The organism is Streptomyces caniscabiei (assembly GCF_014930365.1).
GTDB classification, from domain to species: domain Bacteria; phylum Actinomycetota; class Actinomycetes; order Streptomycetales; family Streptomycetaceae; genus Streptomyces; species Streptomyces caniscabiei.
Genome location: NZ_JABXWI010000011.1, coordinates 262,735 through 287,723, shown reverse-complemented (window position 1 = coordinate 287,723; position 24,989 = coordinate 262,735). Strand labels below are relative to the sequence as shown.

21 protein-coding genes are annotated in these 24,989 nt (G+C 71.7%); 11 read left to right on the top strand and 10 right to left on the bottom strand.

What is annotated here, in order from left to right:
* Positions 1 to 330 precede the first annotated feature (330 nt).
* From HW837_RS29710 to HW837_RS29690, 5 genes are all read left to right on the top strand, one after another.
* Complete coding sequence (locus HW837_RS29710) at positions 331 to 1,968, top strand: sensor histidine kinase (RefSeq protein ID WP_045557121.1); 1,638 nt, start codon at positions 331 to 333, stop codon at positions 1,966 to 1,968.
* Positions 1,965 to 2,372 carry a roadblock/LC7 domain-containing protein gene (locus HW837_RS29705; RefSeq protein WP_045557122.1) on the top strand — a complete coding sequence of 136 codons (408 nt, stop codon included), beginning with the start codon at positions 1,965 to 1,967 and terminating at the stop codon, positions 2,370 to 2,372. Before HW837_RS29710 ends, HW837_RS29705 begins: the two co-directional genes overlap by 4 nt.
* Positions 2,369 to 2,818 (top strand): DUF742 domain-containing protein, encoded by a 450-nt coding sequence (locus tag HW837_RS29700; protein WP_045557123.1) that lies wholly within the window; start codon positions 2,369 to 2,371, stop codon positions 2,816 to 2,818. Before HW837_RS29705 ends, HW837_RS29700 begins: the two co-directional genes overlap by 4 nt.
* Complete coding sequence (locus tag HW837_RS29695) at positions 2,799 to 3,437, top strand: GTP-binding protein (RefSeq protein ID WP_045557124.1); 639 nt, start codon at positions 2,799 to 2,801, stop codon at positions 3,435 to 3,437. Before HW837_RS29700 ends, HW837_RS29695 begins: the two co-directional genes overlap by 20 nt.
* Positions 3,438 to 3,541: 104 nt before the next feature.
* On the top strand, positions 3,542 to 5,008 hold the full coding sequence (locus HW837_RS29690) for a cytochrome P450 (protein WP_193380453.1): 1,467 nt from the start codon (positions 3,542 to 3,544) through the stop codon (positions 5,006 to 5,008).
* A gap of 8 nt (positions 5,009 to 5,016) precedes the next feature.
* Here the strand turns inward: HW837_RS29690 and HW837_RS29685 are convergent, their stop codons facing one another.
* The 4 genes from HW837_RS29685 to HW837_RS29675 form a co-directional block, all read right to left on the bottom strand.
* Positions 5,017 to 5,982 (bottom strand): RluA family pseudouridine synthase, encoded by a 966-nt coding sequence (locus HW837_RS29685; protein ID WP_045557125.1) that lies wholly within the window; start codon positions 5,980 to 5,982, stop codon positions 5,017 to 5,019.
* Positions 5,983 to 6,060: 78 nt separating this feature from the next.
* Positions 6,061 to 7,077, bottom strand: coding sequence for a terpene synthase family protein (locus HW837_RS29680; protein ID WP_045557126.1), 1,017 nt, complete (start codon positions 7,075 to 7,077; stop codon positions 6,061 to 6,063).
* Positions 7,078 to 7,153: 76 nt separating this feature from the next.
* Complete coding sequence (locus HW837_RS50435; RefSeq protein WP_371271412.1) at positions 7,154 to 7,507, bottom strand: DUF6192 family protein; 354 nt, start codon at positions 7,505 to 7,507, stop codon at positions 7,154 to 7,156.
* Between the two features lie 307 nt (positions 7,508 to 7,814).
* A complete protein-coding gene (locus HW837_RS29675; RefSeq protein ID WP_093789390.1) occupies positions 7,815 to 9,332 on the bottom strand; it encodes an amino acid permease in 1,518 nt (505 codons plus the stop codon).
* A gap of 311 nt (positions 9,333 to 9,643) precedes the next feature.
* Between HW837_RS29675 and HW837_RS29670 the strand changes: the two genes are divergently transcribed.
* Complete coding sequence (locus HW837_RS29670) at positions 9,644 to 10,480, top strand: N-formylglutamate amidohydrolase (protein ID WP_045557128.1); 837 nt, start codon at positions 9,644 to 9,646, stop codon at positions 10,478 to 10,480.
* On the opposite strand, the gene HW837_RS29665 is transcribed toward HW837_RS29670, so the two are convergent.
* The 3 genes from HW837_RS29665 to HW837_RS29655 all read right to left on the bottom strand — a co-directional run bounded on the left by HW837_RS29665 (position 10,467) and on the right by HW837_RS29655 (position 14,292).
* On the bottom strand, positions 10,467 to 12,125 hold the full coding sequence (locus HW837_RS29665; RefSeq protein ID WP_193380454.1) for a serine hydrolase: 1,659 nt from the start codon (positions 12,123 to 12,125) through the stop codon (positions 10,467 to 10,469). The genes HW837_RS29670 and HW837_RS29665 overlap by 14 nt on opposite strands.
* A 217-nt stretch (positions 12,126 to 12,342) precedes the next feature.
* Entirely contained in the window at positions 12,343 to 13,188 is an 846-nt protein-coding gene (locus HW837_RS29660) for a siderophore-interacting protein (protein WP_045557129.1), read from the bottom strand.
* Positions 13,189 to 13,362: 174 nt separating this feature from the next.
* Entirely contained in the window at positions 13,363 to 14,292 is a 930-nt protein-coding gene (locus HW837_RS29655) for a 5'-3' exonuclease (RefSeq protein ID WP_177261797.1), read from the bottom strand.
* A 415-nt stretch (positions 14,293 to 14,707) separates the two neighbouring features.
* Between HW837_RS29655 and HW837_RS29650 the strand changes: the two genes are divergently transcribed.
* The 4 genes from HW837_RS29650 (at position 14,708) to HW837_RS29635 (ending at position 20,381) form a co-directional block, all read left to right on the top strand.
* Positions 14,708 to 15,847, top strand: coding sequence for a quaternary amine ABC transporter ATP-binding protein (locus tag HW837_RS29650; protein WP_193380455.1), 1,140 nt, complete (start codon positions 14,708 to 14,710; stop codon positions 15,845 to 15,847).
* Positions 15,840 to 18,452, top strand: coding sequence for an ABC transporter permease/substrate binding protein (locus tag HW837_RS29645; protein WP_193380456.1), 2,613 nt, complete (start codon positions 15,840 to 15,842; stop codon positions 18,450 to 18,452). Before HW837_RS29650 ends, HW837_RS29645 begins: the two co-directional genes overlap by 8 nt.
* Before the next feature lie 587 nt (positions 18,453 to 19,039).
* Positions 19,040 to 19,621 (top strand): helix-turn-helix domain-containing protein, encoded by a 582-nt coding sequence (locus HW837_RS29640; RefSeq protein ID WP_045557132.1) that lies wholly within the window; start codon positions 19,040 to 19,042, stop codon positions 19,619 to 19,621.
* Positions 19,622 to 19,625: 4 nt separating this feature from the next.
* Positions 19,626 to 20,381, top strand: coding sequence for a helical backbone metal receptor (locus HW837_RS29635; RefSeq protein ID WP_045557133.1), 756 nt, complete (start codon positions 19,626 to 19,628; stop codon positions 20,379 to 20,381).
* Here HW837_RS29635 and HW837_RS29630 read toward each other — a convergent pair.
* On the bottom strand, positions 20,308 to 21,486 hold the full coding sequence (locus tag HW837_RS29630; RefSeq protein ID WP_193380457.1) for a TDT family transporter: 1,179 nt from the start codon (positions 21,484 to 21,486) through the stop codon (positions 20,308 to 20,310). The genes HW837_RS29635 and HW837_RS29630 overlap by 74 nt on opposite strands.
* A 70-nt stretch (positions 21,487 to 21,556) precedes the next feature.
* Here HW837_RS29630 and HW837_RS29625 point away from each other — a divergent pair, with 70 nt between their 5' ends.
* A complete protein-coding gene (locus tag HW837_RS29625; protein WP_045557135.1) occupies positions 21,557 to 22,477 on the top strand; it encodes a LysR family transcriptional regulator in 921 nt (306 codons plus the stop codon).
* A 244-nt stretch (positions 22,478 to 22,721) separates the two neighbouring features.
* Here HW837_RS29625 and HW837_RS29620 read toward each other — a convergent pair whose 3' ends face one another.
* Together HW837_RS29620 and eat are read right to left on the bottom strand one after the other, a co-directional pair.
* Positions 22,722 to 23,405: a gamma-glutamyl-gamma-aminobutyrate hydrolase family protein gene (locus tag HW837_RS29620; RefSeq protein WP_093789386.1), complete on the bottom strand. Its 684-nt coding sequence runs from the start codon at positions 23,403 to 23,405 to the stop codon at positions 22,722 to 22,724.
* A gap of 63 nt (positions 23,406 to 23,468) precedes the next feature.
* A complete protein-coding gene (eat, locus tag HW837_RS29615; protein ID WP_045557137.1) occupies positions 23,469 to 24,908 on the bottom strand; it encodes an ethanolamine permease in 1,440 nt (479 codons plus the stop codon).
* Positions 24,909 to 24,989 lie beyond the last annotated feature (81 nt).

The following is a 24,989-nucleotide window of genomic DNA, read 5'->3' as shown; positions in this document are numbered from 1 at the left end:
GGTCTCCTTCCCGGAGGTCGATTCACCCTGTCAAGAGGCTTTTCCCGTACGCCCGTTCGCCGTTACTCGGCGTGTACGAACGGCGACCCGGCGTGTAAATGACAGAGCGTACTCCTGTCGCGAGGGTGATTTCAGTCGGTTGCTGAATATGACACAGCGATGATCCGGTCGGACTAAGCTCGCCCGCAGCGCACCGAGTTGAGATGTATTCGGGCGCTTGTTCCAAAAAATACCGAAGAACCAGTTTGACGCATGGATGAACCCGAGCAACCTCCAGCAACTCCCCGCCAGTCCCCCGACCATCAGCCGAACCGTCTTTAGAGGGCATACATGGTGAGTGTTCAATCGCCTCCCGGTGGCCGTGAACTTCCCTACGCGCGCGTGCTGCCGCTACCGGCGATACTGATGGCCGCGGCGACCGGGACCACCGTCTCCCTGGTGACGGGACCGGCCCGGCTCGCCGTCGGCTTGTGCGGAGCCGTCGCGACGCTCCTGCTGCTCACGGTCGCCGTCGTCGCCGTGCGCGGCGGCCGCCGTACGGTCCGCGAACTGCGCGCCGAACAGCAGCGGCGGACCGCCTTCCTCGAGCAGCGGATCGCCGCCCACGACCAGGAATTCATCCGGTTGGGCAAGGAGATCCTGCCCGCCGCCCTGTACCGGCTGCGCACCGGAGAATCCCCCTCAGAGGTGATTCGTCACGTCGTCGACGGTGACGCCGAGTGGCGCGAACTTCCGGAATCCCAGCGCGACTTGCTGCGCACCCTGCTCACCATCGTCGACCGCGAGGAAGCACTGCGCGACTCCTCGCAGCGGTCGTTCGTCAACATCGCCCGCCGCGTCCAGGCGATCGTGCACCAGCAGAACAACGAACTCCGCGAGATGGAGGAGGACCACGGGCGCAACCCCGAGGTCTTCGACGACCTGCTGCGCATCGACCACGGCACCGCCCTGATCGGCCGCCTCGCCGACTCCATCGCCGTCCTCGGCGGCAGCCGCCCCGGCCGTGTGTGGTCCCGGCCCGTCCCGCTCTACAGCGTGCTGCGCGGCGCCATGTCCCGCATCCTGGAGTACCGCCGCATCGAGCTCGAATCGATCGCCAAGGTCAACGTCAACGGCGTCGGCGTCGAGCCGGTCATCCACGCCTGCGCCGAACTCCTCGACAACGCCACCCGCTACTCGCCGCCCCACACCAAGGTGCACGTCACCGCCGTGGAGGTGCAGACCGGCATCGCCATCGAGATCGAGGACGGCGGCATCAGCCTCAGCGAGGAGAGCCGCGCCAAGGTCGAGGACATGCTCGCCAAGGCGCAGCAGGGCGTGGACATCCAGGAGATGGGCGACACCCCGCGTCTCGGCCTCGCCGTCGTGGGCCGTCTGTCGACCATGTACAAGATGCACGTCTCGCTGCGGCCCTCCGCCTACGGCGGCGTCCGCGCCGTGATCGTCGTGCCCCGCGACCTGCTGACCGACGAACCCGCCCCCGGCCTCGCGCACGGCATCGGCGCCGGCGCCGTGACGACCATCGACAACGGCGGCGTCGCGGGCCCCGACCGCAAGCCCAAGCGCCGCCGCCCCACCACCGGCCCGCGGATCCCGAGCTCCGCGGAGGAGATGAGCCGGGACATGGAGGACGACGTTCCCGTCGTCACCGAGTGGACCGCCAACGGCCTGCCGCAGCGCCGCAGCCGCAGCAAGATCCCGCTGAGCCAGCGCTACGCCGAGGCCGCCGCCGCGGAGGCCGCCGCCGAGGCCGCCATGGCCGCCGCCCCCGTGTGGCAGCCGGAGCCCGAACCGGAGAAGGAGCTGCCGCCGCCCGGCATGTGGGTCGAGGCGTTCATGGCCGGGCTCAAGGGCGATCCCGACCCGAACGCCCGACGGAACCCGGACGACCCGACGGCGTCCACCGCTCTCACCGCGAACACCGAGCCGGCCCGCACCGAGGCCGACGACGAGGGGGACCTCAAGTGATCCAGCAACGAGCCAATTTCGACTGGCTGCTGAAGGATCTGGCCGACGGCGTACCCGGTATCCAGCAGATCGTCGTGCTCTCCGCCGACGGCCTGCGGATCGCCCGCCACGGCGGCGACCCGGACGCCGCCGACCGGGTCGCCGCCGCCTGCGCGGGACTGCAGAGCCTGGCCGGCGCCGTGGCCGGTGAGATCCCGCACAGCGACGGCCACATGCGGATGGTCATCATCGAGATCAACGGCGGCTACTTCTACATGATGGCCGCCGGAGCCAACGCCTATCTCGCGGTGCTCGCCAACGAGGTCGCCGAACCCGGCCTGATGAGCAACCGCATGCGCGACCTCGTCGACCGGATCGGCTCCCACCTCACCAGTCCGCCGCGGCGGAACGGGCAGACCGTATGACGCCTCCGCAACGCCGACGGCGCCAGCCCAAGCACGAGCCCTCGCCCCCGCCACCCCTGCCGTCCTCGCCGCCGTCGCCGTCCTCGCCGTCCGAGGGGGAGGACGCCGGCGGCGGGTCGGGCGGCCGGCCGCCCGAGCGGCTCTACATCCTCACCGGCGCGGACGGCGAGCGAGCACCGATCGACCTCGTCACGTTAATCGTGGCGCGTGCCGATCCGCCGCCGTCCGCCGCTCCGGAGCAGTCGGCGTTGCTGCGGATCTGCCAGGCCCCCCTGTCCGTGGCCGAGATCTCGGCCTATCTCAACCTGCCGATCAGCGTGGTGACCGTCCTGCTCACCGAGCTGCTGACGGCCGAACTGGTTCAGGCGCGCGCACCGGTCGTCAAGCAGGCGCGGGCAGACCGTTCCCTCCTCGAAGCGGTGATGCATGGACTTCAAAAGCTCTGACACCATCACGGGTCCACGGACCGAGGACCACCTGCCGCACACCGCACAGGCCGCGGCGAAGATCGTGATCGTGGGCGGTTTCGGCGTCGGCAAGACGACCATGGTGGGGTCCGTCAGCGAGATCAGGCCGCTGACGACCGAGGAGACCATGACCCAGGCCGGCATCGGGGTCGACGACAACTTCGGCTCCAAGTCCAAGACGGCCACCACCGTGGCCATGGACTTCGGCCGCATCAGCATCACCGACGAGCTGGTGCTCTATCTGTTCGGCACCCCCGGGCAGGAGCGCTTCTGGTTCCTGTGGAACGGCCTGTTCGAGGGCGCCCTCGGGGCGGTGGTCCTGGTCGACACCCGCCGGCTGGAGGTCAGCTTCGACGTCATGGGCCGCCTGGAGGAACGCGGTGTGCCCTTCGTCGTGGCCGTCAACGACTTCCCCGACGCGCCCCGCTACGCCGTCGACGAACTGCGCCAGGCGCTCGACCTGGCCGCGGAGATCCCGATCATCCGCTGCGACGTCCGCCGCCGGGCGTCCAGCCGGGACGTCCTGATGACCCTCATGACCTTCCTGCACTCCCTGGCCATGTCGGGGGCGGCGGCACCGGGGGCGGCCACGGCCTGACCGGCGCGCGCGCCCCCGCGCGCGTGCCGCGGAGCCCGCTCCGCATCCCCGCGCTCCCCCATCACCTCAGACACCGGATCCACCTCAGTTCGAAAGCGATCACCGTGACGCCTGAATCGAAGTCCCTGACCGGCACGGACGACCCCACGCTCGGGCCGCCCCCGGGTTGCCCCGCCCACGGCGCGGGCGCCGACGGGCTCCGCCGCCTGTACGGCCCCGAGGCAGAGGACCTGGGAGCCGTGTACGAAAAGCTCCGCGCGGAGCACGGCTCGGTGGCCCCCGCCCTGCTCCACGACGACGTACCCATCTGGGTGGTGCTGGGACACGGCGAGAACCTGCACATGGTGAGTACGCCGTCGCAGTACTCCCGGGACACCCGTCTGTGGAACAAGCTCCAGGACGGCACGTTCAAGCCCGACAACCCGCTGATGCCGCACATCGCGTGGCAGCCCATCTGCTGCCACGCCGAGGGCGACGAGCACCTGCGGCTGCGCGGCGCGGTCACCGGCGCCATGTCGACCATCAACTTCCGCGGCATCCGCCGCAGCATCAACCGCTACACCCAGCAGCTCGTCAACGAGTTCTGCGAGGAGGGCGAGGCGGACCTCGTCAGCCAGTTCGCCGAGCATCTGCCGATGGCGGTGATGTGCGAGATCCTGGGCATGCCCGAGGAGTACAACGACCGGATCGTGCACGCCGCCCGCGACATGCTCAAGGGCACCGAGACGGCGATCGCCAGCAACGCCTACATCATGGAAGCCCTGATGGGACTCACCGCCCGCCGCAGGGCGAACCCGCAGGACGACTTCACCAGCCACCTGATCAACCACCCGGCCGGGCTCAACGACGAGGAGGTGAGCCAGCATCTGCGCGTCGTGCTCATCGCCGCGTACGAGGCCACCACCAACCTCCTCGCCAACGTGCTGCGCGTGGTCCTCACCAACCCCGGCTTCCGCGCCCAGCTCAAGGGCGGCCAGATGACGGTGCCCGAGGCGGTCGAGCAGTCCCTGTGGGACGAGCCCCCGTTCAGCACGCAGCTCGCCTACTTCGCCAAGCAGGACACGGAGCTGGGCGGCCGGCGGATCCGCAAGGGCGACGGTCTCCTCTTCGGCATCGCGCCGGGCAACGTCGACCCGCGGGTACGGCCCGACCTCACCGCCAACATGCAGGGCAACCGCTCCCATCTCGCCTTCGGCGGCGGCCCGCACGAGTGCCCGGGCCAGGACACGGGCCGAGCGATCGCCGATGTCGGCGTCGACGCCCTGCTGGCGCGTCTGCCCGACATCCAGCTCAACTGCGAGGAGCACGAGCTGCGTTGGCGGGCCTCGATCTCGACCCGTCACCTGGTCGCGCTCCCGGTGCGCTTCGAGCCGAAGGAGAAGGAAGTCCTGGAGCCGCGGCCCCTGGGCCGTCCCGTACCGGCACAGCGTGCGGGACAGCAGGCCGCCACGGCGTGCCCGGTGTCCGGCGCCGCCCCGTCCGGGACCGCGCGGTCGGCGCCGACCACGGCCGAACCGCCCGCCCGGCCCGGTCTCCTGCGCCGTGTGCTGCTGTGGATGAGCGGCCGATAGCCGAACCCTCAGGCCCGGGCGTCGTACGGGGTGCCCGCCCATTCCTCGTACGACGTCCACGCCTGGAGCACCCGCCCGCTCATGAACCGGTGTTCGCGCCCCGTGACCGGATCGGTGAACCGCAGGGCCCGCGCCAGCAGTTGCAGCGGACGTCCGAAGTCGTCGGCCGGCACGGGGTCCCGCACCTCCGGGTAGAGCGGGTCACCGAGGATCGGCACGCCCAAGGCGGCCATGTGCACCCGCAGTTGATGCGTCTGCCCGGTGCGAGGTGTCAGCCGGTAGCGGGCCAGGCCGTCGTCCCGCCGCTCCAGCAGCTCCACACCACTGACCGCGTTGGGTTCGCCGTCGACCTCCCTGGCCGCCATCACCCCGCGTTCCTTCACGATCCGACTGCGTACGGTGCGGGGAAGGGCGAGCGCCGGGTCGTACGGGGCGACGGCCTCGTACTCCTTGGTGACGAGCCGGTCGCGGAACAGCGACTGGTAGGCGCCCCGCTCCTCGGGTCGCACCGTGAACAGCACCAGCCCGGCGGTCAGCCGGTCCAGGCGGTGGGCGGCGCCCAGCGAGGGCAGCCCCAGCTCGCGGCGGAGCCGGGCCAGCGCGGTCTCGGCGACATGGCTGCCGCGTGGTGTCGTGGCCAGGAAGTGCGGCTTGTCGACCACGACGACATGCTCGTCGCGGTACACCACGTCCAGCGCGAACGGCACCGGAACCTCGTACGGCAGGTCCCGGTGGAACCACACGTACATGCCCGGCACATACGCCGTGTCACGCCCCACGGCCCGCCCGTCGACGTCCACGACCAGCCCCGCGTCCAGCATGCCGTCGATCACGCCCGGCCCGGGCGCCAGCCGCTGCACCAGGTGATCACGCACGGTCGCCCATGCCGCCGCCTGCGGCAGCCGGACCCGTACCGGGTCGACCCCGTCGCGCTGCGGCAGGGGAGAAGGGGGGACCGGACTTCTGCGTCTCATCACGGTCAAGCGTACGAGGGGACCGGCGGCGCGGGCGCCGTCCGGTTCCCCTTCCGAGCGGGCTCGGGGCCGGTCGCGTCAGGCGGCGCACCGGTAGCGGTCGGTGGCCTCGTGCCAGCGGTAGGAGCCCGCGGCCCAGCCCTGGATGGCCCTGGCATGGCGGAGCACCGCGCGCTGGGTGTGCTGGCTCGTCCGCAGATCGTGCAGGGCCTGCGGGAGGTCCGACGCGACCGTCTCCTCCAGGGTCCTGACACGGCCCGTCAGGATGTGGTTGACGAGCGAGACCGCTTCACGGAGGGGGAGGCCGTGCAGTTCCTGGGTGACGCGCACGATGTTGTTCCTGGCGACACCTTCGCGCACCTCCTTGGGGTAGGACACGATGTCGTTGTGCAGGTCGACGGTGTCCCGGAACGCGTTGATCAGTACGGTGAAGGGGCGGGTCGCGCGGATGTCCTCGGTTATCTCCCAGCCGAGCGAGTGCTCCATCAGCAGGGCGCTGCATCCGGCCGCACCGTAGTCACGGCGCATCTCCGTCTGCTCGATGAGGTCGGGGAACCGATGGCGGGTCAGGTTCTCCGTCTCCCACAGCGAGGCTTCCAGGAACTGGCGTATGGACCTGGTGTACAGGAACTGCCACCCGAGGGACGCCGCGGGTGCGGTGCGCCGCCACAGGTCCGCCAGCGCGTGTTCCAGCGGCTCCTTCGGAGTCGGGCCCGAGTCCGGTGCGTGCGCCGTCACCGGCAGGAAGGACATCAGACGCTCTATGCGGTCGAGTATCTGCTCCCGCTTTCCGAGCGCCTCGCACCACGGCAGGAAGATGTCGTCGAGGCACCAGATCACACTGTGCCAGCCGGACAGCAGTTCCAGCTCACGGGCCGACGCGTGCGGATAGGTCAGGGCGGTGAAGCGCGTGAAGTCCGCCCGGTCGAAGATCTCGGCACTCCACCCGCCGTGGTGCGAATCGGTGTGCTGCGGTTCGAGTAATCCCATGGAGTGGGCCCACGCGCGCACGCGTGGACGGGTCTCGTCCAAATGAGGGTTCACCCTGGCCGGGAACGGCATGTAGAACGAGGGTATCTGGAAGGTGTCCGCCACGGCTGCCTCCTGTCTGTGACGACGTGCCTCTGCACCGCCCTCTGCCCTGTGTCGACGGCGTGCGGCCGCCACCAGGTCACGAATGACGCGCTGTGCTCCCTACGCTGCCACCGCGGCACCGCCGACCTGCGGACGTACTGGGCTTGCGGCTTGCTGGGCGGAACCGGTCGAACGGGGCCTCGTTGCCTGCGTGCCTGGCGGTGTCGTCGGCCATGACCGCCGAGGTGACGTACGGACGGTGCAGAAAATCCGTGATCACCACCGCCGCGGCCGAGCCGCCGACGACCGGGCCGTGAATCGCCCCCGCCTTCCTCTGGACGCTCTCCGGGTAATTGACCTTCCAAACCACCATCCGCTCCACGCTGTCCTGCGTCAACCTCGGCGGACCGTCCGGCAGGACGGGCGGGGAAACCCTATGGGGATTTGTCAACCGTTTGGCTTGAATTTAGGGCGACACAGGTGAAAACAGGCCACTCCCCTGCGAAAGGTGTACGAGCCACCGTTGGACGCTCTCTCACCCCGGCCCCCTGTCGCGACGGCAACCCGCCCTGACGACCCACCACTTGGCACCATGCGATGGCCGCGGTGCGGCCGGAAAGGGCGTGCGACCCCGGCGCGTGGAGCGGCCCTCCGGCCCGTTCTGCCCGGCGCGCCGTCCGTGCCGGGCCTGTGTGCCGGCCGAGCAAGCGGCTAGCTGCCGAGGCGGGATGTGGTGGTGGTACCGAGCGAGGCGCGCGTCACCGGGAGCGCGTGCGGTGGCGGTGCGTGAGGCGGTGGGCGAGGCCCGCGGTGACGGTGACCAGGAGGAACAGCACGGTGAACCACTGGAACCACCAGTGGCCGCCGGCCGGGTCGTAGACGGCTGCTCGGGGCCAGGCCAGGTTGACGGTCATGAAGAGGCCGTAGAGCAGGGCGAGGGCGTTGACGGGGACGCCCCAGCGGCCCAGGGAGAAGAGGGGCTCGCCGGTCTCGTCGGTGCCGGCCGAGGGGAACCCGCCCTTCAGACGCCGTATCAGCAGCGGGCCGGTGACCATCGCGTACGCCAGGTACAGCATCACGATGCAGGTGGTGCCGATGGCCAGGAACGCCTCCGGCGAGGCGAAGTTGAGGAGCAGCAGGGCGGCCGCGAGGACGCCGACGACCAGGGCGGGGGCGGTGGGCATGCCGGTGCGCGGGTTGACCTTGGCGAGCCGCCCGGCGAAGGGGAGTTGACCGTCGCGGGCCATCGAGAAGAGCATGCGGCAGGCCGACGTCTGGATCGCGAGCGTGGCCACGGTGATCGCCACCACCACGTCGGCGAGCAGGAAGCGGCCCACCCCGTCACCGAGGCTGCTGGTCAGCACATAACTCAGGCCGTCCACGCCCAGCCTGCCGTCGGTCAGGCTCGGCGCGGCGAGCAGACCGCCGAGGACGAGCAGACCGCCGAGCAGACCGGCCGCGCCGAGGGCCGTGAGGATCGTGCGGGGTGCGGTCCGGCGCGGATGGCGGGTCTCCTCGCTCATCTCGCCCGCGCTGTCGAAGCCGATCATCACGTACGCCGCCATGAACGAGCCCACCAGCAGGGCACCCAGCAGATCGGTACTGCCCTCGGCCATGTGGAACGTGATGCCGGGGGAGCGTTCGGAGTGGGTGAACAGCAGGACGACGATCAGGACGGCGCCGATGATCTCGGCGGTCACGCCCACCCGGTTGACCACGGACAGTACCCGGTTGTCCAGGACGTTCACGAACGTCGTGAGCACCAGCAGGAGCACGCCCAGGACGGCCGCGTTCGCCGCGCCCGTCGGCGAGGTGGGCGTCGGGTCGCCGCCCACGAGCTGGAAGCCCGACCAGATCGCCGGCAGCACCATCTGGAGCGCGAGCGCGGCCGCCGCGACCACCACGATCTGCCCGATCACCATGATCCAGCCGGCGAACCAGCCGAAGGTCCGGTTCGACAGGCGGGTGGACCACTGGTAGATCGAGCCCGATATCGGGTAGCGCGCCGCGAGTTCGGCGAAGCAGGCGGCCACCAGCAATTGACCGACGAATACGGCGGGCCAGGTCCAGAAGAAGACCGGGCCGCCGAACGCGTAGCCGAAGGCGAAGAACTGGAAGACGGTCGTGAGGACCGAGATGAAGGAGAAACCGGCGGCGAACGAGGCGTATCTGCTCAGGCTGCGGTGCAGCTCCTGGGGGTAGCCGAACTCGGTCAGCGAGCGGTCGTCGGGGGAGTGGGGCGGCTCCGGACGGAGGTCGGGGGCAGTGCTCGTCATGGCGGCAACCTGCTTTCGCACAAGCGGCGCGAGCATTCGCGCACGAGCGGCGCGAATTCCTGTCGGGCGACAGAAATTAGGGGAGGCCTGTGTCGCGCGGGTCACACGACCGTGTCCGGGGGGAGCCCAAATCCTCACGACCATGGCAGGGGTGGGTGGTTGCGACAAGGCGCGACCGAGACAATCTCGAGAAGGCCGACGGTCGGCGCCCGAGGAGGCCGACGGCAATGCTCGAAGAGGCCGGAGCACGCCCGTCGCGCCGGGATACGGTCGGGGACCGACCTCCGACGACCCCGGTGAGGAACCTCCGGATGAACGACGTTTCGCCGTCGCCCGAACCGCCCTCCCATCGGCTTCTTCCCGGCGCGTCCGCGTCGCCCGTCCTGCTGCATGTGCCGCACAGTTCGCGGGTGATCCCGGCAGCCGTGCGGAGCGGGATCGCGCTCGACGACGCCGCGCTGGAGCGGGAGTTGGACCACATCACCGACGCGTACACGGACCAGATGGCCGAACGGGCCGCCGGCCGGGCGGCCGTGCGCCCGTGGCGGTTCGTGAACCGGCTCTCCCGGCTCGTGGTCGATCCCGAGCGCTTCCCGGACGAGCGGGAGGAGATGCTGGCCGTGGGCATGGGGGTGGTCTACACGAGGACCACGCACGGGGAGGTGCTGCGTCCGGCCGGCCACGACGGGCTGCCCCTCGACGGCAGCGCGCGGTCGCTCGTCGACGGCTGCTTCCGTCCGTACGCCGACGCCATGACCGACGCCGTCACCGACCGGCTGGCGGCCGTGGGACGGGTGGTGGTCGTCGACGTCCACTCCTACCCGAGCGAGCCTCTGCCCTACGAGCTGCACGGCGACGGGCCCCGGCCGCCGGTCTGTCTGGGCACCGACCCCTTCCACACACCGGCCGAACTGCTCGCCGCCGCCGAGGAGGCGTTCGCCGGGTTCGGTGGGACGGGCGTCGACAGCCCGTTCGGGGGCGCGTACGTCCCCCTGACGTACTACGGGCACGACCCCAGGGTGACCGCGCTGATGATCGAGATCCGCCGGGACGTCTACATGACCGAGCCGGGCGGGGCGGCGGGCCCGGGGGTGGAGAGGCTCGCGAAGGCGCTGGCACGCCTGGTGGACCGGCTCACGGACGTCTGAACGTTCCCAGGCCGTTCGCGTCGAGCGCCTCGATCGTCACCGACGTCGCCCGGCCGTTCTCGTCGCCCTTGAAGGTCACGCCGGAGGGGCCGGTCGCGTTCTCGCCCACCGTCTCGTAGAAGAAGGTGTCGCCGTCGTAGTGGGTCAGACGGAACGTCATGGGACGCGGGCCGAGGCGCAGCGTCAGGTCGCCGCCCGTCTCGGTGACCGTGAGGGGGCCGTAGTACGGGTTGGCGTAGGTGCCGGTGTAGGTGGAGTCGGCGCGGGCGTCGGAGGCGTCGTCCGGGGGCTCGGAGTAGTCCGTGGGCGAGCGGAGTTCGTCCTCCTCGTGCTCGTAGATCCCGGCGGCCAGTTCCAGCCAGTCCTCGGTCGGCTTGCCGTGCTGGGCGGTGTCGAAGAAGTCCAGGGCGACGGCGTCCGCGAGGCCGACCGGTGCGCCGTTGGTGAGGACGACGATGCCGAGCTGCTCGCCGGGGAGCATCGTGACGTTGGTGTGGGCGCCGAGGGCGAAGGCGCCGGTGTGACTCAGCCGGAGGCGGCCGAGGTCGTCGTAGGAGACGTTCCAGCCGAGGCCGTAGAAGCCGGTGCGGCCCGCCGGTGCGGGGGGCGGCTGCGAGACGATCTCGGGGAGGTGGGTGCGTTCGAGGGGGTCGGCCGCGATCACGCGGTCGCCGTCGAGTTCGCCGTCGGCGAGCTGGAGCCGCAGCCAGCGCGAGAGATCGCGGGCCGAGGAACTGGCGCCGCCCGCCGGGGCCTGGGCATCGGCGTCCCGGACGTACCGCGCCTCCCAGTCGGCGGGGTCCCCGCCGTCCGATCCCTCTTTCTCGACGTGGGCGAACGCCTTGTTGTTCGTGCCCTCGTAGTCGCTGAAGCGGGAGCTGGTGGCGTCCATGCCGGCCGGCTCGTAGAGGACGTCCTCGGAGAGCTTCTCCCAGGTGGTGCCGGCGGCGTCGGCGACGGCCTCACCCGCCGCCGTCAGACCGAAGTTGGTGTACGCGTAGCTCGCGCGGAACGGCGTCAGGGGCTCCAGCCGGAGGCGGTCGACGATGTAGTCGCTGTCGTAGCCGAGGTCCTCCAGGAGGTCGCCGGCGTGGTCGGGCAGACCGCTGCGGTGGGAGAAGAGGTCGGCCACGGTGACGTGGTCGGTCACCCACGGGTCCTTGAGGGCGAAGCCGGGGAGGTGTTCGGTCACCGGGTCGTCCCAGTCGACGGTCTTGTCGCCGACGGCCCCGGCGACCACGGTCGACGCCAGCGGCTTCGACAGGGACGCCAGCTGGAACACGGTGTCCGGATCGACCGGTGCCTCCTGGCCGACGTGCCGCTTGCCGTAGCCCTCCAGATGGACCACCCGGTCCTTGTGGACGACGGCCACCGCGACCCCCGGCACCCCGGTGCGGTCCATGCCGCGCTCGACGATGCCGTCGACGGCCTCGACGGCCCGGTCGACGTCCTCCTGCGTGAGCTGGGGCGGCGGCTGCGGCGGGGGTGCGGCCGAGGCGGTGCCGATGCCGTACGGGACACCGCCGAGGACCAGGAGCGAGGCCAGGGCGGTCGCGGCCCGGGCCCTGGTTCCGGTCCCGGCCCGGATCCTGGTCGCTCCTTGGGCCTTGCCTCCGCGGCGTGCCGTCTGGTGCCGAACAGCCATGTGTTCATTCAAACGGGTGAGCCACGCTTTGTCCTGACGAAGCCGCGCGCCTCGCCGTCCTGGCGAAGTCGCGCGCCTCGCCGTCCTGATGAAGCCGCGCGCCTTGCCGTCCTGGCGAAGTCGCATGCCCCCGTCCGGGCAGGCGTGGCCGAACGCGCGCACCCGGCGGCGCGCCGGTCCGGGCAGGGCGTGCCCGCCCGGTGTCAGGGGCGCCGGATCAGGCCGTCGTCGCGGCGCTCTCCTGCTCGGACTCCACGCGGGCGTTCCAATCCTTCTTCGCGGCCTGCCAGCCGTCCTCGTCGTGGCCGAGGCGCCAGTAGCCGGAGACGGACAAGTCCTCGCGGGGGACGGCGAGTTCGACGCGGAGCAGGCGGCGCAGCTCCTTGACGAAGCCGGCCTCGCCGTGGACGAAGGCGTGCAGTCGGCCCTCGGGGAACTTGAGTGCGCGCACGGCCTCGACGAGGGCAGCGCCGACGGGTCGGTCCCCGCGGTGCAGCCAGACCACCTCCACGTCGGAGTTGATCTTCTGCTCCTCCTCGGCGCCGGCGACCTCGACGAACGCGTGCGCGCGGGCGCCGTCGGGAAGGGCCTCCAGCGAGGCGCCGATCGCCGGTAGGGCGGACTCGTCACCGACCAGGAGATGCCAGTCGGCCTCCGGGTTGGGCGCGTACGCGCCGCCGGGGCCCAGGAAGCGGACCAGCTCGCCCGGCTGGACGCGGGTGGCCCAGGGACCGGCGATACCCTCGTCGCCGTGGAGCACGAAGTCGATGGTCAGCTCGCGCAGTTCGGGGTCCCAGGCGCGCACGGTGTACGTCCGGGTCACCGGCCACTGGTCCCGGGGGAACTCCGCGCGGATCCGCTCGATGTCGAAGGGCTCCGGGTAGGTCACGCCCTCGGGCCCGAACAGGAGCTTCACATAGTGATCGGTGCTGCCGCGCAGGGCGAAGTCGGCGAGGCCGTCGCCACCGAGTACGACGCGCTGCATGTGCGGAGTGAGCCGCTCGGTGCGGACGACTCGCGCGGAGTGGGGCTTCGGGGTCCTGCGTACCGGACGCTCTGCCATGACGGCCTCCCAAATACCTAGCTAAGGCTTGCCTAAGTTACCATCTCCCCCTTGTCGACACCCCATGCTCGGAGCGAAGACGAGGACTTCACGATGTGAATCGCGCCTCAGACCCCTCACCACCGAGTGTCACCCCACCCACCGGCGTACGCCCCCTCCGCCGGGCGTACCTCATCACGTCCCGAGCGTCGCCAGCAGTCGCTGCAACGATCCGCCGAGCCCCCAGCGCGCTGCGAGCGCCTCCAGCGCCGCCGGATCCCGCGGAGCGCGCGGGAGCGCCGTGTCGACGTGCGGCAAGGGTACGTCCGCCGCCACCAGCACCACCTTGGGCGCCACCGCGACATAGGCCCGTGCCTCGTCGAGCCTCTTGCGCTGCGACGGGGTCAGCTTCGCCGCCGGGTCGTCGACGGCGGCCATGATCCCGGCCAGGTCGCCGAACTGGTCGAGCAGCTTCGCCGCCGTCTTCTCGCCGATGCCGGGCACCCCCGGCAGGCCGTCGCTCGGGTCGCCGCGCAGCAGGGCCAGGTCCGCGTACCCGCGCCCGACCACCCCGTACTTCTCGCGCAGCCACGCCTCGTCGGTGAGCTGCAGGGTGCCGACGCCCTTCAGCGGGTACAGCACCCGCACCTCGCGCTCGTCGTCGACCAGCTGGTACAGGTCGCGGTCGCCGGTGACGATGTCGACCGGCTCCTCCGCCCGTGCCGTGAAGGTGCCGATCACGTCGTCCGCCTCGTACCCGGCGACGCCCACGCGCGCGATGCCGAGCGCGTCCAGCACCGCCTCGATCACCGGTACCTGCGGGGAGAGCGTGTCCGGCACCTGCTCCTCGTCCGGCCCGGCCTCGTGCTCCTCGGCGACGCGGTGCGCCTTGTAGGAGGGGATCAGGTCGACCCGCCACTGCGGGCGCCAGTCCGCGTCCATGCACGCCACCAGGTCCGTCGGCCGGTGGTCCTTGACCAGCCGGTCGATGAATTCGAGCAGCCCGCGCACGGCGTTCACCGGGGTGCCGTCCGGGGCCTTCACGGATTCCGGCACCCCGAAATAGGCGCGGAAGTACAACGAGGCGGTGTCGAGAAGCATCAGGCGTCGGGTCACGTCCCGCATCATGCCGTACCCCACGGACACCCGGCCGCCGACGCAGCAGCGCGCGGCTCTCCCCGCACCGGCGCGCGGCACTGTCCGTACCGGCGCACGGGCCCCGCCGTACCGCCGCACGGGCTCCGGCGTACGGGCTCCGCCGTACCGGCGTGCGGCCCTCGGCGGGGCGGCCCGCGTGTCCCCTCGCGACAGCGCGTGCGCCCCGTGGAGGTGTTCCGTGAACGCCCCTGGCCTGCGGTGAATGCCCTGTGAAGCGGGCCACGGTCGCGTTTCGCCCGGTAGGGCCGGGGCAGGCGCGGGCCCGGAGCAGCGCCGGTCGTGGTGTCGACACCACGGGCCGGGCGGGCCGATCCCGCCGCGCTCCACGGCCGGCCTGCGGGCGGGGGAGGCGGGCCGTTTCGTAGCGAACCAAGAGGTGCATGTGTCAGCCAGGGAGTCATCCAGACTCGAAGCCGAGGGCCTGTTCAAGGTGTTCGGCAGACGACCCGACGACGCGGTGGACCGGCTGAGGGCCGGCGCCGACCGCGAGGAACTGCGAGCCGAGGGCACCACCGCCGCCGTGATCGACGCCTCCTTCACTGTGGAGCCGGGCGAGATCTTCGTCGTCATGGGTCTGTCCGGGTCCGGCAAGTCCACACTGCTGCGCATGCTCAACGGGCTCCTGGAGCCCACCGCGGGACACGTCCGCTTCGGCGGACGGGACCTGACCGCGATCGACGACCGCGAACTGCGGGCGGTGCGCGCCACCGGCATCAGCATGGTCTTCCAGCACTTCGCGCTCTTCCCCCACCGCAGCGTCCTGGAGAACGCCGCGTACGGCCTGGAGGTCCAGGGGGTGCCGCGCGCCGAACGGCTGCGGCGCGCCACCGAGGCGCTGGCCCTGTGTGGCCTGGCCGGCTGGGAGAAGTCCTGGCCCGACGAGCTGTCCGGCGGGATGCAGCAGCGCGTGGGCCTGGCCCGCGCGCTCGCCACCGACGCCGACGTGCTGCTGATGGACGAGTCGTTCAGCGCGCTCGACCCGCTGATCCGCCGTGACATGCAGGACCAGCTGCTGGAGCTCCAGCAGACCCTGAAGAAGACCATCGTCTTCATCACGCACGACCTCAACGAGGCCATGCGTCTCGGCGACCGCATCGCCGTCATGCGCGACGGCCGCATCGTGCAGACCGGCACCGCCGAGGACATCCTGATCCGTCCCGCCGACGACTACGTGGCCTCCTTCACCCAGGACGTCGACCGCTCCCGGGTGCTCACCGCCCGAGCCGTGATGGACACCGCCGTGCGCGGCGACGAGGCGGACTGCGGCTGCGGGACCGCGACGCCCGACATGCCGTTCGCGGACCTCTGCGCGCTCAGCGCCCGGCTGTCCCACCCGGTCGCGGTGCTCGACGGGAAGGGCGTCCTCGTCGGCGTGGTGCCGCAGCGGCGCCTGATCGGCTTCCTCGGCGACCGGGACGGCCGGTACGACCGGGACGGTCGGCCGGACCCGCAGGGCGCCGCGCCCGTGCCCTGTGACGCCCCGCGCGACAAGGCCGTACGGGCGGTGAAGGCCAGTGCCTAGGGTTCACCTCGGCGACTGGGTCGCCCACGGCGTCGACTGGCTGCGGGACCACCTCGGGCCGCTCTTCGACCTCGTCAAGGTCGTCGTCGAGGCCATGTACGACGCGGCGAACGCGGTGCTCACCGCCCCCGACCCCCTGCTGCTCGCCGGCATCCTCGCCGTGCTCGCCGTCTGGCTGCGCGGGCTGCTCCCCGGTGTGCTGGCCTTCGCGGGCCTGGCGCTCATCGACTCGATCGAGCAGTGGGAACCGGCGATGAACTCGCTCGCGCTGGTGCTGGTCTCCTGTGTGATCATCTTCGCCGTCGCCGTGCCGATCGGTGTCTGGGCGGCCCGCAGCCGCGCGGTCAGCGGCGCGATCCGCCCCGCGCTCGACTTCATGCAGACGATGCCGGCGATGGTCTATCTGATCCCGGGCATCTTCTTCTTCGGCGTGGGCCCGGTGCCCGGCATGGTCGCCACCATCGTCTTCGCGATGCCGCCCGCCGTACGCCTCACCGAACTCGGCATCCGGCAGGTCGACGCCGAACTCGTCGAAGCGGCCGAGGCGTTCGGCACCCATCCGCGCCGCACGCTGTGGCGGGTGCAGCTGCCGCTGGCGCTGCCCACGATCATGGCGGGCGTCAACCAGGTGATCATGCTGGCCCTGTCGATGGTCGTCATCGCGGGCATGGTCGGCGGCGGCGGACTCGGCTCCACCGTGTACGACGGCATCAGCTCCGTGGACGTCGGCCTCGGTTTCGAGGGCGGTATCGCGGTCGTCGTCCTCGCGATCTACCTCGACCGGATGACCGGCGCCCTCAACCAGCGCGTGTCGCCGCTCGGCCGCCGCGCCCTCGCCAAGGCGCACACGGCCGTCGGCGGCCTCGGCTTCCTGCGCTGGAAGCCGGCCACCCCCGTCGCGATGGTCGGTGTGGTCGTCCTCGCGCTGGTCGCCGGCGGTCTGAACGTCTTCGGCCGGTCGGACGACGGCACCGAGGTGACCTCGGACGTCGGCAAGGGCCGCCCCATCAGCATGGGCTACATCGACTGGCCCGAGGGCGTCGCCTCCACCTACCTCTGGAAGGAGATCCTCCAGCGGCGCGGCTTCACCCCGCAGACCAGGTCGCTGGAGGTCGGCGCCCTCTACAACGGGCAGGCACAGGGCAGCGTCGACATCCAGACCAACTCCTGGCTGCCGGCCACGCACGCCTCGTACTGGGCGAAGTACAAGGACCGGCTGGAGGACTACGGCAGCTGGTACGACAAGACCTCGCTGGAGATCGCCGTCCCCTCCTACGTCAAGGGCGTGAAGTCCCTCGACGACCTCAAGGGCAGGGCCGACCTGTTCAAGGGGAAGATCTACGGCATCGAGCCCGGCGCGGGCGAGACCAAGCTCTACGAGGACGAGGTCCAGCACAGGTACGGACTCGAGGGCGAGTACCAGCTGGTCAAGTCCAACACCTCCGCGATGCTGGCCCAGCTGGACCGTGCCTACCAGAAGAAGGAACCCGTCGCGGTCACGCTCTGGTCGCCGCACTGGGCGTACGACAAGTACGAGCTGACCAAGCTGAAGGACCCCGAGGGCGCCTTCGGCGCGGGCGACGGGATCCACACCCTCGGGCGGAAGGGCTTCGCGAAGGACGAGCCCCAGGTCGCCCGGTGGCTGAAGGACTTCGAGCTCGGCGACGCCCAGCTCACCTCCCTCGAAGGGGCGATCCAGGACGCGGGCAAGGGGCACCAGGAGGACGGCGTCCGGGCCTGGCTGAAGAAGAACCCCGGGATCGTCGACAAGCTGGCCCCGGTCGCCGGGTCCCACTACGAGCGGGGCAGGCAGGCCGGTGCCGCGCCGGTCATCGGCTACCCGGCGTGGGACGAGGGCGTCGCCGTCACCCATCTCTGGGAGAACGTCCTGGAGAAGCGCGGCTACCGGCCGAAGAAGACCAAGCTCGACATCGGTCCGCTGTACACGGGCCTGTCCACCGGGCAGGTCGACGTCGAGTTCGACGCCTGGCTGCCGGTGGCGCAGAAGTCGTACTGGGACAAGTACCGCGCCGATCTCGTCGACCTCGGCGCCTGGTACGACAGGACGTCACTGGAGATCGCCGTCCCGTCGTACGTGAAGGGTGTGCGCACGATGGACGATCTGCGGGCGCACAAGGACGAGTTCAAGGGCCGGATCGTCGGCATCGAGCCCGGCACCGGTCAGATGGTCCGCCTGGAGAACACCGTCATGCCGGCCTACGGGCTGTCGGACTTCAAGCTCACCGAGGCCGGGACGAGTTCGATGCTCGCCGAGCTGGACCGCGCCTACGCGAACAGGGAGCCGATCGCCGTCGTGCTCTGGTCGCCGCACTGGGCGTACGACGCGTACGACCTGACGCGGCTCGCCGACCCCGAGAAGACCTGGGGCGCGAACAACCAGATCCGTACGCTCGCGCACCGGGACTTCCCCGAGAAGTACGCCGAGCTGAACGGCTGGCTGAAGAACTGGCACATGACCCCGGACGAGCTGATGAGCCTGGAGCAGGCCGTCCGGAAGGCCGGGCGGGGCCAGGAGGACGAGGGCGTCGAGAAGTGGATCGACGCGCACCCGGGGATCGTCGACGAGATGGCCCCCGTGAGGTAGCAGGTCGCGACGGCCCGAACGTACGAAGGGGTTCGCGTACGGGCGTACGAGAAAGATCCGGACAACCCTGGGGCGGTCCGCGTCCACCCGGTTCCGCCGCTCGGCGGCCGGGTGGTGCGGGCCGCTCCCGCGTCCCCAACTCCTCTCCGCAGTCCCTGACTTGGCGGGACGGCGAGCGGCCGCGCCGAGCGCCAGGGACGATGTCGTGGCTGCGCGGGACGGCTACGGCGGTCGGCGGACCCGCACCGGCGGCGTGGTGACACGGTGTGCCGGAGGGGGTGCTCCGCGCGGTCGCCGGGGCCGCGACGACCCTCGCCGGGCGGTGCGACGAGGCCGCGAGAACGGAGGCGGGGTGGTGGCCGCGCTGGCGAGAAGTGTGAGCATGGACCCCCTGCCGTTTCACAGGGATGTGACGGGCGCGTGAAACGGTTTGCCGAACATGCGTAGGGTGCAGAGAACTCATCAGGACAAGCGCGCCCGATGAGTGCCGGACGGGTGGGCATCCGTACCCGGACCAGTGAGCGTTCGCGGACCCGCCCGACGGGAGTCCGCGAGCCGACCGACGAGCGAAGGAGGGAGCCGGAGCGATGGGCGACCACAAAGAACAGCCCCTTCGGGTGGGCGCGGCCGTCCGGCGGCGGCGCCGGGCACAGGAGCTCACCCTCGCCGCCGTGGCCGAGCGCAGCGGCCTGTCGGTCCCCTTCCTCAGCCAGGTCGAGAACGAACGGGCCCGCCCCAGCAGGCCCTCCCTGGAACGCATCGCGGACGCCCTCGGCACCACCGCCGTCGAACTCCTCGCCGCGGCCGACCCGGCGTGCAGCGTCGACGTCGTGCGCGCCGCCGACGAGGACGGCTTCACGCCCCCCGACGCCTCCTCGCGCTCCCTGGTGCGCGGTCACCACCAGTTGCACGCCATGGAGTTCACCGGCGACCACGACGAGGGCCGCGAGGTCCAGCACCGCAACGACGAGCTGATGTACGTCGTCGACGGCGCCGTCGAGGTCGAGGCCGAGGGCCGTGCCCACCGCCTCGGACGCGGTGACACGCTGTACATGTCCGGTGGCGTACGGCACCGCTGGCGGGCCACCGAGCCCGAGACCCGGGTGATCGTGGTCGCGGTCGCGGACCACATCGAGGCCCTGGAGGACCGCCACCGCAAGGGCGCGTGAGGTCGTGCCGCGCTCCCTCCCCCGGGTCGTCTCCCTCGTCCCGTCCCTGACGGAGGCCGTCGCCGTCTCGCTGCCCGGCGTGCTGGTCGGCGCCACCGACTGGTGCGCCCACCCGGGTGATCTTGACGTGGTGCGGATCGGCGGCACCAAGAACCCCAGGACCGACGACATCGTCCGGCTCGCCCCCGATCTGGTCATCGCCAACGAGGAGGAGAACCGCGAGCCCGACCTGGCCGCCCTGCGCGAGGCGGGTGTCGAGGTCCTCGTCACCGAGGTACGGGACGTGCCGGGAGCCTGCGCCGAACTGGACCGGGTGCTGCGCGCCTGCGGGGCCCGCTCCCGGCCGCGCTGGCTGGACGAGGCGGAGTCGGCGTGGTCCCGGCCGCCGGGCGCCGCCGACGGTCCGCTGACGCCGGGCCGTAGGACGACCGCCGTCGTGCCCGTCTGGCGGCGGCCGTGGATGGTCCTCGGCCGGGACACCTTCGCCGGTGACGTGCTCGCCCGGCTCGGTGTGGACCACCTGTACGCCGGGCACGCCGAACGCTACCCCCGGGTCCCCGTGGAGGAGCTGCGGGCCGCCGCGCCCGACGTCGTGGTCCTGCCCGACGAGCCGTACCGCTTCACCGCCGACGACGGCCCCGAGGCCTTCCCCGGGCTGCCGTGCGCGCTGCTCAGCGGCCGGCACCTCACCTGGTACGGGCCGTCGCTGGCCGAGGCTCCGCGGGTGCTGGACGCGGCGCTGCGGGCAGCGCGCCGCTGACCAGACCGCGCGCGGTGCACACGGCGGCGGTGACCCAGGCCGTCAGCAGCAGCGCGTACAGCGCGACGGCGAGGACGTCGAGGGCGACGAGCCCCGTGTGCCGGGCCAGCCCCGTCGCACCCGTCGCACAGGTGCCGACCGGGAAGGTGAACGCCCACCAGGCCATCGAGAACCCCATCCCCCGCCGCCGGGCGCGGACCACCAGGGCGGCGGCGAGCGCGAGCCAGAACAGCGCGAAGCCCAGGACGGGCACACCGTAGAGAACGGCGAACGGGGCGAAGGCGTGCGCGTACGAGGCCGGTACGGCGCCGGGGGCCGCGTCGGCGAGGTTGCCGACGGCGGTGGTCGACTGCCCGAGCGGGCCCAGGACCAGGAACAGGCTCGGTGTGAGCGCGAGCGGCAACGGCCCCGCCGCGACGAGCCGGCCGCACACCGCCGGCAGCACGACCAGGGTGGCCAGCAGGCTCAGCCCGAACAGCGCGAGACAGCCGAACAGCAGCGTCTGCCGGGCCTGCCCCGGCGGCAGATACGTCACGAGCAGCGGACCGAGCGCGGCGGAGACCATCGGGGCGACGAGGGGGAGCAGCAGGGCGGGGGTGACCCGTTCCGCGTCGATCCGCTGCCGGACGATCATCAGATACGGCACGACCACGGCGGCGAGAACGCCCGCGACCGTCCCGGCGCCGAAGAGCACGACGTCCAGGGCGACGGCCGCCCGCACGCCGATCCAGTCACGGCCGACGACGAGGGCACCGCCGCCGACGGCCAGCAGGGCCATGGAGAGGCAGCCGTGGAAGGGGGCCACGGCCGGGTCGAGGAGGTCGGCGCGGGCCTGGTCGCGGTGGTGGGTCCAGTGCAGGGCGCGGGCGCCGAGGACGGCGACCAGGGCGACGAGCGCGAGCGCCCACACCGCCGCACAGGCCGTCCGCAGACCCGGGACGCCCACGGGGAGCCCGGCACCGGCGGAGGCCACGATCGCGGTGCCCATGACCGGGGCGTACCAGTTCGGACCGAGGTGGCGGAGCGCGGGGAACGGGCGGGGGCGGGAGTGGGAGGGCGGCGTGGAAGCGAGGACTGGCTGGGGTGGGCGGACTGCGGTGGCCATGCTGCGAGCGTCCCGCTGCCGGGCGGGGCCCACCAGGGAGTTCGGCTGTATGGGGACATAAGCTGGGGTTATGAGTGAGACGAGCGGGGAGCGGGGCGGACTGGCCCACCGGGTGCCGGACCTCGGGGCGCTCGAACTGCTGCTGGCCGTGGCCCGGCTGGGTTCGCTCGGGCGGGCGGCGCGGGAGCTGGGCATCACCCAGCCCGCCGCGAGCAGTCGTATCCGCTCGATGGAACGCCAGCTGGGGGTCGCGCTGGTGGACCGGTCGCCGCGCGGGTCCCGGCTCACCGACGCGGGAGCGCTCGTCACGGACTGGGCCCGGCGGATCGTGGAGGCGGCCGAGGCGTTCGACGTGGGCGCGCAGGCGTTGCGGGACCGGCGTGACTCGCGGCTCCGGGTCGCCGCGAGCATGACCATCGCCGAGTATCTGCTGCCGGGCTGGCTCATCGCGCTGCGCGCCGAACGGCCCGACACGGCGGTGTCGCTCCTCGCGGGCAACTCGACGGTCGTGGCGGAGCGGTTGCTGGCGGACGAGGCCGACCTGGGGTTCGTCGAGGGGCCGACCGTGCCGGCCGGGCTGGACGCGGCCGTGATAGCGCACGACCACCTGATCGTGGTGACCGCGCCGAGCCACCCCTGGGCGCGCCGCCGCAAGCCGCTGGAGGCGGCCGAGCTGGCCTCCACGCCGTTGATCCTGCGCGAGAAGGGGTCGGGGACCCGGCAGGTCCTGGAAGCGGCCCTGGGGGGCCTCGCCCGCCCTCTCATCGAGCTGTCCTCCACGACGGCGGTCAAGTCCTCCGCGCTGAGCGGCGCGGGCCCGGCGGTACTCAGCGAACTCGCCCTCGGCGAGGAACTCTCCGCCCGCCGCCTGGTCCGCGTCCCCGTGAACGGGGTCCGCCTACGGCGCGCCCTCCGAGCGGTCTGGCCGACAGGCCACCGCCCGGCCGGGCCCGCGCGGGATCTGTTGGGGTTGACGCGAGGGGTGGGGTGACCGGGGTTCGCTGCGCGGCCGCGGGCCGGTGGGGCTTCTCGCGCAGTTCCCCGCGCCCCTGAAAAGCAGGGGCTGCGCCCCGCGCTTTTCGGGCCCGCAGGGCTGTGGTCTTTCAGGCCCGCAGGGGCCTGGTCTTTCAGGGGCGCGGGGAACTGCGCGAGAAGCCCCACCGGGCCCGCAGCCGCCAGATCGCCGTCCCCCCCACCTCAGGAGGCGCCCCCCACCCATGTGGCGCCCCTCACACTCAGACCGCCGCCGCGCACACAAGCGCCCGCATCACCCGCACGTCCTCGCCCATCTCGGGATGCCACTGCACGCCCAACACCCACGCGGGGTCGGCGAGTTCGATCGCCTCGACCGTGCCGTCGGAGGCGTACGCGGAGGGGAGGAGGCCCGTGCCGAGGCGGTCGACGGCCTGGTGGTGGTAGGTCGGGACGTCGGCCTCCTCCGCGTTGATGTCGGCGTACCGCGTGCCCGGTACCGGCTTCACCGCGTGGCGGCCGAAGACGCCGACCCCGGCCATGTGGTCGTCGATGTGCTGGATCAGCGTGCCGCCGAGCGCGACGTTCAGCAGTTGCATGCCCCGGCAGATGCCCAGCAGCGGCGTCCCGGCGTCCAGCGCCGCCCGGATCAGCGCCAGCTCCCACGCGTCGCGTGCCGGCGCGGCCGGGCCGCAGCGCGGGGAGCGCTCGGCGCCGTAGCGGGCGGGGTCCACATCGGGCCCGCCCGCGATGACCAGGCCGTCGAGACGGGCGACCGCCGCGGTGGCGTACGACGGGTCGTCCGGCGGCAGCATCGCGGCGATGCCGCCCGCCGCCTGTACGAGCCGGGGGTAGCCGGCCGGCAGCAGGGCCGCCTCCAGCTCCCAGACACCCCAGCGCGCGCCCGACTCCAGATACGTACTCACACCGATCAACGGCCTGGTCACACATGCTCCTCACGTGTGGAAGTCACGAAAGTCCCGTTCCACGGAACCCGTGGAACGGGTCGTTCAGTCCCGTGCCAACTCTGCCTCGGCCGCGGCCAGCGCGGCGAATTCCTCCTCCGGCGCCTTCGCCACCAGGTGCTTGCGGCTGTAGAACCCGAAGTACGCCGCCGCGACCGCGTACACGCCGAGCGCGATGAGCGCCGCCGTCACGTCCACCAGGAACGTCGCCACCAGCGCCGAGCACGCGAGGACGAGGGCGACCGAGGAGGTCAGCACGCCGCCCGGCGTGCGGTACGGCCGCTCCAGCCCCGGCTCGCGGCGGCGCAGCACGATGTGCGAGAGGGACATCAGCGCATAGCTGATGGTGGCGCCGAAGACAGCGATGTTCAGCATCCGGCCGCCGTCCCCGGTGGCCGCGGCCAGCGCGAAGCCGATCGTGCCCGGCACCAGCAGTCCCAGGTAGGGGGCCTTGCGACCGCTGGTGAGGGACAGGACGCGGGGCAGGTAGCCGGCCCGGGAGAGCGCGAAGAGCTGGCGCGAGCCGGCGTAGATCAGGGAGAAGAAGGAAGCCACGAGGCCCGCCAGACCGGCGTAGTTCACGAACCGGCTGAGCGCCGTCGCCTTGCCGTCCGGCTGGAGCGCCTCGACCAGCGGATTGCCGGCCGCCTGGATGGCGTTCGAGCCGCGCGCGCCGGCCGCGGCGAAGAAGGTGATGACCGCCAGCACCACCAGGACGCCCATCGACCAGCGGATGGCCTTGGGGAGCGTACGGGCCGGGTCCCTGGTCTCCTCGGCGGCCAGCGGCACGCCCTCGACGCCCAGGAAGAACCACATGCCGAACGGGAACGCCGCCCAGATGCCCAGCAGCCCCATGGGCAGCCAGGAACTCGCGCCGAACGCGGAGGAGTCGACCGGGATGTCGTCCAGCGCGGAGACGCTGAAGTCGGGCAGCGCGCCCAGGGCGAACACGATCAGGGCGAAGACCGCGATGCCCGTGACGACGAAGCTGGCGATCAGCGCCTCACCGACGCCCCAGAGGTGGATGCCGATGAAGATCGCGAAGCAGACGAGGTAGACCGGCCAGCCGGACTCCAGACCGAACAGGCCCAGCGATTCGACGTAGTCACCGATGAAGATCACGATCGCGGCGGGGGCGAGCACGTACTCGATCAGGATCGCCGTGCCGGTCAGGAAGCCGCCCCACGGGCCGAGCGCCCGGCGTGCGAAGCCGTAGCCGCCGCCCGCCGTGGGCAGGATCGCGGACAGCTCGGCGAGGGCGAAGACCATACAGGCGTACATGGTGCCCATGAGCACCGTGGCGATCGCCAGACCGCCGAAGCCGCCCTCCGCCAGGCCGAGGTTCCAGCCGGAGAAGTCGCCGGAGACGACATAGGCGACGCCGAGGCCGGTCAGCAGGACCCAGCCGGCGCTGCCCCGGCGGAGCGTCCGGCGCTCCAGATAGTCGTCCGCCGCGTCGGCGGTGTCGGTGGCTTTCAGGGACATGGCGCACTCTCCCCACTCAAAGGAATGGATCCATACCTTTGTGGGGTGGGTGGCCGAAAAGCAATACCCCTGCGTTAAGCG